The organism is Niallia sp. XMNu-256, assembly GCF_036670015.1.
GTDB lineage: Bacteria > Bacillota > Bacilli > Bacillales > Cytobacillaceae > Bacillus_BD.
The window spans coordinates 3,069,458-3,081,571 of sequence record NZ_CP137636.1 but is presented as its reverse complement, the minus strand read 5'-3'; the positions used below and the strand labels follow the sequence as shown (position 1 = coordinate 3,081,571).

11 protein-coding genes, 1 other RNA gene and 3 pseudogenes are annotated in these 12,114 nt (G+C 37.2%); 13 read left to right on the top strand and 2 right to left on the bottom strand.

What is annotated here, in order from left to right:
- Window positions 1-90: 90 nt before the first annotated feature.
- Window positions 91-480, bottom strand: a complete 390-nt coding sequence (locus R4Z10_RS15700) for a rhodanese-like domain-containing protein (RefSeq protein ID WP_338470230.1) — start codon at window positions 478-480, stop codon at window positions 91-93.
- A gap of 167 nt (window positions 481-647) precedes the next feature.
- Between R4Z10_RS15700 and R4Z10_RS15695 the strand changes: the two genes are divergently transcribed.
- The 5 genes and pseudogenes from R4Z10_RS15695 to R4Z10_RS15675 all read left to right on the top strand — a co-directional run bounded on the left by R4Z10_RS15695 (window position 648) and on the right by R4Z10_RS15675 (window position 6,099).
- Window positions 648-1,484, top strand: coding sequence for a biotin/lipoate A/B protein ligase family protein (locus tag R4Z10_RS15695; RefSeq protein ID WP_338470229.1), 837 nt, complete (start codon window positions 648-650; stop codon window positions 1,482-1,484).
- A gap of 364 nt (window positions 1,485-1,848) precedes the next feature.
- Window positions 1,849-2,643 (top strand): annotated as a pseudogene (locus R4Z10_RS15690) (ribonucleotide reductase N-terminal alpha domain-containing protein); the annotation flags it as partial.
- 314 nt (window positions 2,644-2,957) lie between these two features.
- Window positions 2,958-3,602 (top strand): annotated as a pseudogene (locus R4Z10_RS15685) (ribonucleotide-diphosphate reductase subunit alpha); the annotation flags it as partial.
- Between the two features lie 311 nt (window positions 3,603-3,913).
- Window positions 3,914-5,047 (top strand): annotated as a pseudogene (locus R4Z10_RS15680) (ribonucleotide-diphosphate reductase subunit alpha); the annotation flags it as partial.
- 152 nt (window positions 5,048-5,199) lie between these two features.
- Window positions 5,200-6,099 (top strand): patatin-like phospholipase family protein, encoded by a 900-nt coding sequence (locus tag R4Z10_RS15675; RefSeq protein WP_338473259.1) that lies wholly within the window; start codon window positions 5,200-5,202, stop codon window positions 6,097-6,099.
- A 47-nt stretch (window positions 6,100-6,146) separates the two neighbouring features.
- On the opposite strand, the gene R4Z10_RS15670 is transcribed toward R4Z10_RS15675, so the two are convergent.
- The gene (locus tag R4Z10_RS15670; protein ID WP_338470228.1) at window positions 6,147-6,554 is read right to left on the bottom strand and encodes an SA1362 family protein; all 408 of its coding nucleotides are present in this window, start codon (window positions 6,552-6,554) and stop codon (window positions 6,147-6,149) included.
- A 484-nt stretch (window positions 6,555-7,038) separates the two neighbouring features.
- Between R4Z10_RS15670 and R4Z10_RS15665 the strand changes: the two genes are divergently transcribed.
- The 8 genes from R4Z10_RS15665 (at window position 7,039) to spoIIIAD (ending at window position 12,041) form a co-directional block, all read left to right on the top strand.
- Entirely contained in the window at window positions 7,039-7,551 is a 513-nt protein-coding gene (locus R4Z10_RS15665) for a YqhR family membrane protein (RefSeq protein WP_338470227.1), read from the top strand.
- A 366-nt stretch (window positions 7,552-7,917) separates the two neighbouring features.
- The gene (locus R4Z10_RS15660; RefSeq protein ID WP_338470226.1) at window positions 7,918-8,979 is read left to right on the top strand and encodes a Xaa-Pro peptidase family protein; all 1,062 of its coding nucleotides are present in this window, start codon (window positions 7,918-7,920) and stop codon (window positions 8,977-8,979) included.
- Between the two features lie 12 nt (window positions 8,980-8,991).
- Window positions 8,992-9,549, top strand: a complete 558-nt coding sequence (gene efp, locus R4Z10_RS15655; RefSeq protein WP_338470225.1) for an elongation factor P — start codon at window positions 8,992-8,994, stop codon at window positions 9,547-9,549.
- A gap of 82 nt (window positions 9,550-9,631) precedes the next feature.
- Window positions 9,632-9,815, top strand: a non-coding RNA gene (ssrS, locus tag R4Z10_RS15650) — 6S RNA.
- 159 nt (window positions 9,816-9,974) lie between these two features.
- Entirely contained in the window at window positions 9,975-10,895 is a 921-nt protein-coding gene (gene spoIIIAA, locus R4Z10_RS15645; RefSeq protein WP_338470224.1) for a stage III sporulation protein AA, read from the top strand.
- Window positions 10,896-11,411: a stage III sporulation protein SpoIIIAB gene (spoIIIAB, locus tag R4Z10_RS15640; RefSeq protein ID WP_338470223.1), complete on the top strand. Its 516-nt coding sequence runs from the start codon at window positions 10,896-10,898 to the stop codon at window positions 11,409-11,411.
- A 19-nt stretch (window positions 11,412-11,430) separates the two neighbouring features.
- Window positions 11,431-11,637, top strand: a complete 207-nt coding sequence (gene spoIIIAC, locus R4Z10_RS15635) for a stage III sporulation protein AC (RefSeq protein WP_009794945.1) — start codon at window positions 11,431-11,433, stop codon at window positions 11,635-11,637.
- Window positions 11,638-11,645: 8 nt separating this feature from the next.
- Window positions 11,646-12,041 (top strand): stage III sporulation protein AD, encoded by a 396-nt coding sequence (gene spoIIIAD, locus R4Z10_RS15630; protein WP_338473258.1) that lies wholly within the window; start codon window positions 11,646-11,648, stop codon window positions 12,039-12,041.
- The last annotated feature ends 73 nt before the right edge of the window (window positions 12,042-12,114 follow it).

Below are 12,114 nucleotides of genomic sequence, written 5' to 3'. Positions count from 1 at the left end.
CTTAGTATGACCGAAAAGGAATGTTTTTATTAGGGACAAACGCTTAAACTAACATAAATAAAAAAGCTGACTTCAATGAGTCAGCTTTTTTCAATAATTCTTTTGCTTTGTTTTAATTTTTCCCGACCACTTTTTAAAGCCGCCTTTTAATTGTGAAAGATCTTTATAGCCTTTTTTGTAAAGGATTTGAGCGGCGCGTCCTGTTCTTTGACCGTTTTGGCAATATAAGTATACAGGCTTGTCTGGACGAATTTCTTGAAGTCGCATTTTCAATTGGGAAAGTGGGATATTTCTAGCACCGAGGATATGTCCATTTTCAAATTCGTTTGGTTCTCGAACATCAATTAACTGTGCTTTTCGATATCCACCACGAAACTCTTCTTCCGTTAAGGTTTTTAAAATCCGTCGTTGTTGGAGGATGTTAAATAAAAGATAAATCACCGTTACCCCAATCAGGATTAATAGAATGTATTCCAACAATAATTGCTCCTTTCTAAGCTAAAGTACGCTATTCATTATTATATCTTTCATTTGTACGATGAGTAAAGAGAGATGATTAAAAAACTTTAGTAAGAAAACATACTTTGTTTTTTACTATTATTTTGTTAGACTTATATGGTTGAATTAAGAAAGAATAGGGTGGTTAAATGGAGAAAGAAACATGGAGGTTTATCGATTCTGGTAATGGCTCACCAGCGTTTAATATGGCATTAGATGAGGCATTGCTAGAATGGAACAGCCAAGGTAAATTTCCTCCAGTCATTCGTTTTTATGGATGGAATCCGGCAACTCTTTCAATTGGCTATTTCCAAAGGGTAGAAAAAGAAATTAATATGGACGCCGTTAGAGAGAAAAATATTGGTTTTGTGCGACGACCTACAGGCGGCAGGGCTGTTCTTCATGAACATGAGCTTACTTATAGTGTTATTGTTTCTGAATCACACCCGGAAATGCCAAAAACGGTAACCGAGGCCTATCGTGTCATTTCAGAAGGAATTCTAAAAGGATTTCACCAACTTGGTTTAGAAGCCTATTTTGCTGTTCCTACAACAGATGCAGACCGAGATGCTTTGAAAAGTCCACATTCTGCAGTTTGTTTTGATGCTCCAAGTTGGTATGAACTTGTTGTTGAGGGTAGAAAAGTGGCTGGCAGTGCACAAACAAGACAGAAAGGTGTTATCCTTCAACATGGTTCTATATTAATTGACGTGGATGAAGATAAGCTGTTCAGCTTATTTAAATTTCCGAATGACCGTGTGAAAGAGCGTATGCAACGATCGTTTAAGAATAAAGCAGTTGCGATTAATGAAATCAGTCCGAAAAGAGTAACTCTTGAAGAGGCGAAACGAGCTTTTAAGGTTGGCTTTGAAGAAGGCCTGAATATTAACCTTGAACCGTATCAATTAACAGCAGATGAAATGAATGCTGTCATGGACATTGCCAAAAGTCGCTATGAAAATGATGAATGGAACTTTATGAGATAGTGAAAAACAACTATTGTGGTAGAATTTTCATTTAAAGAATCGATAAAGCAGAGTATATAATTTCTGCTTTATTTTTTCTGTGCAAGTCGTGAAAAATGGCGATATTTATCATATTCTGCAGGGATTGATAGGATTTCTCTAGTATTCTCTTAATTCTATGTATTTTTGAGTTTGACAAATTAGTATTTTATTGAATCTAAATCAATATATAGTGGTATTAAAAATAAATAGAACACAATATGTTGAATTCATAGAGTTAATATGATAATTTAGGATTACATGAAAGAAACATAGTCAACCATGGATCTTTATGTTAGTTCACAACTAGATCTTTACATGGAAACTATTTGAAGGAGTTGTATATATGTCTGTGGTGCTTGGACAAAAAATGAATTTGGATGTGGAACGATTAAACAAGGATATTGGACTATTTCCTCAAGTACATCCCATTACTCCAGATATGAAAATTACCCATAAAGGGGTTTCACGTCTTGTTATGCTTGATCGTTATACGTTCAAAGATACTGAAAAATTGACGTTGGCCAACGGAGATTTTGTTGTTTTAACGATTAAGGAAGATCCTAAATTTCCAGCACGTGGTCTTGGATTTATTCTTGATATTGATTGGGAAAAGAAATCAGCTAAAGTATTGGTTGAAGAAGAGTTTAGAGCCGTGTTAGATGATCCTTCTGAAGCAAAAACAGGAGTGATTACCCGTCCGCTTGATGTCATCGAGAAGCCGCTTGAAATTTACTATGAGCAGATTGCAAAACGGAATGCGACAGGATTGGCCTCTGTTGAAGAAACCGAGGAAAAGCGTAAGGAATGGTTTGAAAAGTTTTACCATGAATTGGTGAGCTTAAACTTTATTCCGGCTGGCCGTGTATTATATGGTGCGGGCGCTGATACAGACGTTACTTACTTTAATTGTTACGTAATGCCATATATTCAAGATTCGCGCGAAGGAATTTCAGAGCACCGTAAGCAAGTCATGGAAATCATGAGCCGAGGCGGTGGTGTAGGAACAAATGGATCTACTCTAAGACCTCGTAACACCTTGGCAAAAGGCGTCAACGGCAAATCATCTGGTTCAGTATCATGGTTAGATGATATTGCGAAATTGACTCATTTGGTTGAGCAAGGCGGATCCAGACGTGGTAAAGCAGCATAAGTGTGCCTCGTCTATAAATAAACCTCGTGAATTGCTGGAACACCCTAAAGCTTTATCAACCACAACGCAGCTGGAAACAGCAATCGTGAAGGTCCAAAAATGATAAAGATATATGGGTAATCAGCAGCCAAGTTCCTGTCAATGGAAAAGGTTCAACGACCATCGAAACCACGTTTTTACGGAAGGGAGTAGAGTAGGAATCAAGCGATTCCGAAGCGCGAGGACATCCAATTGATGTATGATATGGTCTGAGCTCTATGGAAACATAGAGAATTGGTGTAGCGAACCAATGTAACAACCTAGCACAAATGATCATGCTTAGTGACTGGCATCCAGATATTATTGAATTCATTATTTCTAAAATGCAAAATCCACGCATTTTACGTTTTCTAATTGAAAATACAGAAGATGAGAAAATTAAGAAGCTGGCAAAAGATAAATTGAAATTTACTCCTTTAACAGAGCAAGAAAAAGCGATGTATCAAGGGATAATTAATTATAAACATATTCCAGGATTAGGTGGATTCAGTGAAAGTATCATTGCACACGCTGAAGATACGCTAGCCACTGGTGGAACATATGCGGTTCATAACTCAGAATTTTTGACAGGAGCGAACATTTCTGTTTGCTTAACAAAAGAATTCATGGAAGCAGTTGAAAATGACGCTGAGTACGAGTTACGCTTCCCGGATGTTGAAGGCTATACTCCTGAGGAAATGAAGATTTACAATGAAGAATGGCATAAAGTCGGCGATGTTCGCGAGTGGGAAAAACTTGGTTATAAAGTTCGCACATACAAGACAATCAGAGCGAAAGAACTTTGGAACTTGATCAATATTTGTGCAACTTACTCAGCAGAGCCTGGAATTTTCTTTATTGATAATGCCAACGACATGACAAATGCAACTGCATATGGACAAAAAGTCGTTGCAACAAATCCGTGTGGTAGAGTAGCTTAGTTTGCCTCACGTTAAAAAAATTGCGGAATTAAGCGGGAAGGCTGAGATGCTAATCCGAACCGAAGGCTAACAGTAAAGGGTTAGTCAGGGGCAACGCATACGAGCTGAAACCTACAGTATTTTAAAAGAATTAAATATTGTAGGAATATAATGCTTCGGGATCGAGTAATCACCCGACTACAGGAATGTAGCGCACGAGGCCGCAACATTACACACTGTGTAATGAAAAGTTATGCTGAACTTACAGGAATTCAACTGTAAGAACTAGAGGATAAAAAACCTTTAGGATAACAAAATTGGAACAACCTCTCGCACCATATTCTGTATGTAACCTTGCAGCGGTTAACTTAGCTGAAATGGCTGATAAAGAAACAAAAACAGTGAACTTTGAAAAGTTGAAGAAAACAGTCGAAGTTGGCGTGCGCATGCAGGATAATGTGATCAATGCGACACCGTACTTCTTAGAAGAAAATAAAAAACAAGCACTTGGTGAGCGTCGTGTTGGTTTAGGTGTGATGGGATTACATGACTTGCTCATTTATTGTGAAACAGAATACGGTTCTGAAGAAGGAAATAAACTGGTTGATCAGGTTTTTGAAGTGATCGCAACAACGGCTTACCGTACATCTGTTGAACTTGGTAAGGAAAAGGGAAGCTTCCCATTCTTAACAGGTAAAACAGAGGAAGAAACAAACCGTCTACGTGAGGCATTTATTAACACTGGTTATATGAAGAAAATGCCTGAAGACATTAGACAATCAATTTTAGAAAACGGAATTCGTAATTCACACCTATTAACTGTTGCTCCTACTGGATCCACGGGTACAATGGTAGGTGTATCAACAGGACTTGAACCTTACTTCTCCTTCTCTTACTTTAGAAGTGGACGTTTAGGTAAGTTTATTGAAGTGAAAGCAGACATCGTTCAAGAATATTTAGATAGAAATCCAGAAGCAGACCCAGAAAACCTTCCACATTGGTTCGTAGCGGCTATGGAATTAAAACCTGAAGCACACGCTGATACTCAATGTGTTATCCAACGGTGGATTGATAGTTCCATCAGTAAGACAGTAAATGCACCAAAAGGCTATAGTGTGGAACAAGTAGAAAAGGTTTACGAGCGTCTTTATAAAGGCGGGGCCAAAGGTGGTACGGTTTATGTAGACGGATCACGTGATACGCAAGTTCTGACACTTAAAGCTGAAGACAATCAATTAGATGAAACCTATAATAAAAAAGACACACATACAAAAACAACCGAAAAACCACATGTAGTCTTAATTGATACGATCAATGATCTGCGTTCAACTTCTGTTACAATTGGCTCGGAAGTCGGTGACACATGTCCGGTGTGTCGCAAAGGAACAGTTGAAGAAATTGGCGGATGTAATACATGTACGAACTGTAATGCTCAATTGAAATGTGGTCTATAATTTTTCATATGAAAAGGATGGAAGCTAAAAGTTTCCGTCCTTTTTTGTTTCAAAGAAAAATATTTTCCGTACTTTTAATTGTCCAATGTACTATTTGGGTGGCTAACGGATTAAAGATGATAACAGTAAATACATCTTTAGGAGTGGCTGCCGTGTATATAGATGGTGTTTTTTCTGGAGGGGGCATTAAAGGGATTGCTTTAATTGGGGCCATAGAGGAAATCGAAAAACGGGGATACAAATTTAAGCGGGTAGCCGGAGCTAGCGCAGGTGCAATTATCGCCTCCCTTATTGCCGCTAGATATAGTAGTAAGGAAATTGACGGATTGCTTGATGAACTCGATTTGAAAATTTTGCTGGATGAGCGGAAAACCATCCTACCTTACTCAGTGGCAAAATGGATTCTATTGTATTTTCGTCTCGGTTTATATAAAGGCAATGCATTAGAAAAGTGGCTTGAAGAAATATTAGCAAGAAAAGGTCTGCGTACATTTGCAGATCTTCCTCGTCAACATTTAAGATTTGTTGCCTCCGATATTACAAATGGCCGTTTGATGATCTTACCTGATGACCTTGTCAAATATGGAATTGATCCCCATTCCTTTTCAATCGCCAAAGCCGTGAGAATGAGTTGCAGCCTGCCCTATTTTTTTGAACCAGTCACATTAAAGTCCAAAAAGGAAAGTAGCATTATTGTTGATGGGGGAGTATTAAGTAACTTTCCGATGTGGTTATTTGATGATGATAATGTTGATCGAGTAAGACCAGTTATAGGAATTAAACTTAGTCATAATATGGAGGATCTGCCAAAGAATAAAATAAAAAATGCGATTCAGTTATTTACCGCGTTATTTGAAACGATGAAAGATGCCCATGATGCTCGTTACATTTCTCGAAAACACGAAAAAGATATCATCTTTATTCCAACAGCAGGAGTTGCCACAACTGAATTTGCCTTAACAGAAACTAAAAAACAAACATTACTTAAACAAGGACGGGATAGTGCGAATAAGTTCTTTGAATCCTGGAGGTTTAATAAAAAGGTGATTTAACCTCGTTCAGCAAATGCTGTTGTATCGAAAGCAAAAAAAAACGTGTCTCATAAAAATGAGGCACGATTTTTCTTTTTCCCTTTTTTTCCTTCAATTACAGTTAATTGAGGCTGATCCTTTTTCTTCCTTAATGCACGAGCACTTTTAATAGGTGTTAAAGTACTTGTCTTTTTAGGTGTAGTCTTCATTTTCATTCGATTTTGTGGGATCGCAACATTTTGTTGTTTTCTTTTTGCTGATTTTTTCGCTGCTTTTATAAATGCCCGTTGTTCACGCTTTGCCGGGCTAGGCTTATAAATTAGCTTAACAACAAAGAAAATAACTGCTGCAATTCCAAGCGTAATAGCAATTCCTTTGAAAAAAACGGCTGGATTATAAATAATCTGTGACAGTATGCCAAAAACTGCGAGACCGATAACACCAAATACAATGTAATTGAAAATCCGATTTTTCAAGAAAGCCACCTCCCTAATGAGCATGATGAGCCATTTTTATAATTTTTAAACTTATCTACCAAGGAGTTATAAAAAAATGTTTATTCTTTTTATTGTACAGTGGTTGAAGTTCGAATCTATACAGAGTTCGGAAAGAGATCTAAATTTAAAATTCTCTTTTTGGGAATAGGGGGATATAGGTCACACAACTAAAACTAATACGATTTGAGGGAAAGTTCAAATAAAAACCTTCATCCAACCTTATTTTACTCTAAAAATGAGAATACTGCTATCATATCGGTTTGATCAAATTTTAAAAATTACTATTTTAATAATTATGTATTAATATTCTGAATAAATCAATAAGTTAATATACAAAAATTTAAAAATAATTTAAAAGCCTAAAATAAATCAGTATAGCCCACCTTCATTCTTGTAAAAGAAATCCTTCAAGATATGCAAAGAATAGGAGATGTAGGACATACTAGTTTTGGAGGTGTTAGTAATGAGTAAAGATATCCAGAAAAGGGAAAAGTTAAAAGAAAAACCGATGTCATTTATCACACTTGTCATGATCACTGGTTTTATTGGGGGAATAGTGTTTAGTAGTCTAGCCTTTTTAGCATATATTTTTGATTTCACATCGATTTCTCCCCGTGTTATTTTAGAACCTTGGACATTTGGTGATTGGAAAAGAGGTTGGCTGGGAACGTTGATAGCAATCGTTTTTATGGGGGCTATTTCAATTGTCGCAGCACTTATTTATTACGGATTATTAAGAAAATTTAAGAGTATGTGGGTTGGAATTGCATATGGCTTAGCCCTATTTTTGCTTGTGTTTTTTATTTTAAATCCAATTTTTCCTGGAATTCAGCCATTTAATGAGTTAAATGTAAATACATTAGTTACAACCCTTTGCCTATATGTCCTTTACGGACTATTTGTTGGTTATACCATATCTTATGAGGAATCAGAAATCAGCAATAGAAAGACAAAAGAAGAGGAAGCTGAAGCTTAAAGTGAACATCCATCTGAGGGGATTTCTTCAAGCCCCACGGATGGAAAGCTTTAGGCTGCAGTTTGCTCATCACGCAAAAGTTGCTTAGGCGTATATAGTCTGTGTTCATTTTCGGAGCTTTACGGCAGTGATCCCCCACTATCTTCATGTATGTACTTAGAATATTAAGGTGTAGTCCGGACTACCGATTGAGTTTGGTATAGTAAAACAAAGGTAAAAACACGGCAATAAGGTTTTGCTAAAGATTCCCATATGATAAAATGACAAAAAGAAAGAAACCATGTAAAAGGTAAAAAGGGCCCTTTACATGGTTAAAGGTAAGTCATCTCTTTTAAAGCTTACCGTTTTGATAAGGGGAGGATTCTCGTGGAAAAGATAGAAAAAGTTGTTGCTGCTTTGGAAGATCGTGGATTAGACGGCATTTTAATTACAAGTCCTAATAACCGTCGCTACGCTTCCAACTTTACTGGCACTGCCGGAACAGTTCTTATTAGTCGCAGTAAATCTGTATTTATTACCGATTTTCGTTATGTTGAACAAGCAACAAAGCAATGTATCGGGTTTGAAATTGTTAAGCAAAAAGAGGGTATGACTCAAGAAATTGCAAATAAAATTAATGAGCTTGGGATTACCAAACTAGGTTTTGAACAGGACTATGTTACGTTTTCTACTTATCAGGAGTATAAGTCAGCCTTTAAAACAGAATTGGTTCCCGTTTCAGGTATTATTGAAAAATTACGCTTGATTAAGAGTGAGTCAGAGATTAAGATATTAAAGGAAGCAGCAAGCATTGCCGATGCTGCCTTTGATCATATTATTAAATTCATTCAACCTGGAAAATCAGAGTTAGAAATTTCGAATGAATTAGAGTTCTTTATGAGAAAAGCGGGAGCTACCTCCTCTTCATTTGATACCATTGTCGCTTCAGGTGTTCGTTCTGCCCTTCCGCATGGAGTTGCAACAGATAAGCTTATTGAAAAAGGAGATTTTGTAACTTTAGATTATGGTGCTTATTATAAGGGGTATGTATCTGATATAACACGGACGATTGCTGTGGGTAAACCAGACCATCAATTGATAGAGATTTATAACATTGTTCATGAAGCACAAAAGCGTGGTTTAACTGGTCTTAAACCGGGAATAAACGGAAAAGAAGCAGATGCCTTAACAAGAGATTATATTACTGAAAAAGGGTATGGCGAATATTTTGGACATTCAACCGGTCATGGCATTGGACTAGAAGTACATGAAGGTCCAAACCTGTCGATGAAATCAGAATACATACTTGAACCTGGAATGGTGGTAACCGTTGAACCTGGTATATATGTAGCAGGTCTTGGTGGGGTTAGAATTGAAGACGATACTTTAATAACCGAAAATGGAAATGAACGATTAACGCATTCGACGAAAGAACTGATTATATTATAGGAGGATTTATTTATGATTTCAGTTAATGAGTTTCGCACTGGTTTAACCATTGAAGTAGATGGTGGAATCTGGCGCGTCATGGATTTCCAACATGTTAAACCTGGAAAAGGAGCAGCTTTTGTTCGCTCGAAACTTCGTAACCTTCGTACAGGAGCAATCCAAGAGAAAACTTTCCGTGCAGGCGAAAAAGTAGGAAAAGCACAAATTGATAATCGCAGAATGAACTACTTATATGCAAATGGCGATCAACATGTATTCATGGACAATGAGTCATATGATCAAATTGAATTACCTGCAACGACGATTGAATATGAACTAAAGTTTCTGAAAGAAAATATGGAAGTACATATTATCATGTATCAAGGTGAGACGATTGGGATTGAACTTCCAAACACAGTTGAATTAGAAGTAACAGATACAGAGCCTGGAATCAAAGGGGATACGGCTTCAGGTGGTTCAAAGCCAGCGACACTTGAAACCGGCCTAATTGTACAAGTGCCATTCTTTGTGAATCAAGGCGATCGTCTGATCGTCAATACGAGTGATGGAAGTTATGTTTCACGCGCCTAAATCTATTACCGTAATATGTTATTTATAGATCTATTTACAACTTGTTTCCCATTAGGAAATACGGTAAAATAAAGCTAATCAAATAAAGCTGCGTTGTACGCAAAAGTATAAAGTTTCAACCTTTAGTGCAATTTAGGGAGTTCAATATTCTAAGTTGAACAACATGCCTGCAAAGTTCAGGACGTTGAACAACTTAATGAGGACACCCACCTGGTAGAGCAGGTATTGAAACTCTATACGAAAAAAGCGGCAACAGCGGCATTCCACATTTACAATCAAAGGCAATAGCAAATAGCTAATGCTTTTTTTGTGTTTACACAAAATAATCCCCAATAAAAAAACATATTTCAAGGTCATATTGTGGCCAAGCAGGCATACATTTTAAGTGAGCGAACAATCATTTTGAGTGGAGGAGGAACTAATTAGTGAAAGCCGTTCTATCTTTTTTACCTAGATCTATATCTGAGCAAATTAACAAAATCCCTCCAACTTTATTAAATGAAATTGAGGAAATACGTGTGCGCGTAAATCGACCACTAGAGATCTCATCTAAAGGATTGGTACAATATTTTCCTTATACAGTACAACTAGAAGATGCCCATCATTTGCTTAATAAAATTAGCCACCATTCGATTTACGCCTTAGAGGAGGAATTAAAGCGTGGGTATATCACGATTGAAGGTGGTCATCGCGTTGGATTGGCGGGAAAAGTCATTCTTGAAGAAGGAAGGGTGAAGGCAATTAGGGATGTTTCATCCTTTAATATTCGAATCGCCAAGGAAAAAATCGGAATAGCCGAACGAATTATTAAAGATATATATAAAGGAGATTGGCTTCATACGATGATTGTGGGGCCACCTCAAACAGGTAAAACTACGCTATTACGTGATATTGCCCGAATTATCTCAGGTGGTAAATCACCAATTGAAAGGAAAGCAAGGAAGGTTGGAATTGTGGATGAACGATCGGAAATCGCAGGCTGTGTGGCCGGAATTCCACAAATGACTTTTGGGCCGAGAGTCGATGTATTGGATGCTTGTCCAAAAGCAGAAGGAATGATGATGATGATTCGCTCCATGAGTCCAGAGGTATTAATTGTCGATGAAATTGGCCGAGCTGAAGATTCAGAAGCCATCATGGAGGCCGTAAATGCCGGAATTAAGCTAATAATGACAACCCATGGTCGATCATTTGATGAAATTAAAAGGCGCCCGACACTTGAAAAATTATTAAATGAAAAAGTGTTCCAGCGATTTATCCTGTTAAGTAGGGACTCTGGTCCAGGCACAATTACAAATGTTTTGGATGATAACGGCAAAAGGACCAATGAAGTGAGTGTGTTATAAATGATAAAACTAGCAGGTGCTCTTTTAATTTTAATCGCCACAACATGGACAGGTTTTGAAATAGCAAAACAACTGACCGAACGACCACGACAACTGAGGACATTAAAGACCGCTTTACAGTCATTAGAAGCCGAAATTATGTATGGTCAAACACCCTTACATGAAGCCTCTCGACGATTATCACAGCAGTTAACAGCACCTATAAATGAATTCTTTGCAAAGTTTAGTAGAAAATTGTCTGAAAATGAAACTACTGTTAGAGATGCTTGGGAAGAAAGTTTAAAAGAAATCTGGGGGAGAACCGCTTTAAAAAAAGGTGAGTTTGAAATCATGAAACAATTTGGCGAAACATTAGGTCGCCATGATCGAATCTCCCAGCAAAAGCAAATATTGCTTACCTTGACCCATCTGGATAGAGAGGAAACTGAAGCAAGGGAAAAGCAAGTTAGATATGAAAAAATGGTGAAAAATATTGGTTTTTTATCAGGGCTGTTATTAATTATTTTACTTTTGTAGTGGTAAGGAGGAGCAGGAGATGGGGTTAGAGGTTGACATTATTTTTAAAATTGCTGGGGTCGGAATTGTAGTCGCCTTTTTACATACGATTCTTGATCAAGTTGGTAAAAAGGAATATGCCCAATGGGTGACACTATTTGGCTTTATCTATATTTTGTTTATGGTAGCTTCGATTGTTGATGATTTATTCCAGAAAATTAAATCCGTCTTTTTATTCCAAGGATAAGGGAGGGAATTCCGATTGAAATTCTTCAAATAATTGGGATCGCCTTCATTGCTACCTTTCTTGCCTTAATTGTAAAAGAACAGAAACCGAACTTTGCCTTTCTTATCATTGTTTTTTCAGGCTGTGCGATTTTCCTATTTTTAATTGATCAAATCACAGCCATTATCTCGATGATCGAGAGATTGGCAATTAATGCTAATGTAAATTTAATTTACTTAGAAACGATCTTGAAAATTATTGGAATTGCTTATATTGCTGAATTTGCCTCACAAATCACAAAGGATGCCGGACAAGGATCGATGGCTGCCAAAATTGAATTAGGTGGAAAAATCCTAATTTTAGCAATGGCGATTCCCATTATAACGGTTTTAATTGAGACCATTATTGAGTTAATCCCGAGTTAGTATCCTTCGATGGATGTCGGGTTTCTAAGGAATTTTCTTGAGCGAGCTCGAGAAAAATCCGGACACCAATTCG

Excerpts from the sequence above, each read along its gene's own strand:
- R4Z10_RS15695 (WP_338470229.1), top strand. The coding sequence starts at position 648 with ATGGAGAAAGAAACATGGAGGTTTATCGATTCTGGTAATGGCTCACCA.
- R4Z10_RS15665 (WP_338470227.1), top strand. The coding sequence starts at position 7,039 with ATGAGTAAAGATATCCAGAAAAGGGAAAAGTTAAAAGAAAAACCGATG.
- efp (WP_338470225.1), top strand. The coding sequence starts at position 8,992 with ATGATTTCAGTTAATGAGTTTCGCACTGGTTTAACCATTGAAGTAGAT.
- spoIIIAB (WP_338470223.1), top strand. The coding sequence starts at position 10,896 with ATGATAAAACTAGCAGGTGCTCTTTTAATTTTAATCGCCACAACATGG.
- spoIIIAC (WP_009794945.1), top strand. The coding sequence starts at position 11,431 with ATGGGGTTAGAGGTTGACATTATTTTTAAAATTGCTGGGGTCGGAATT.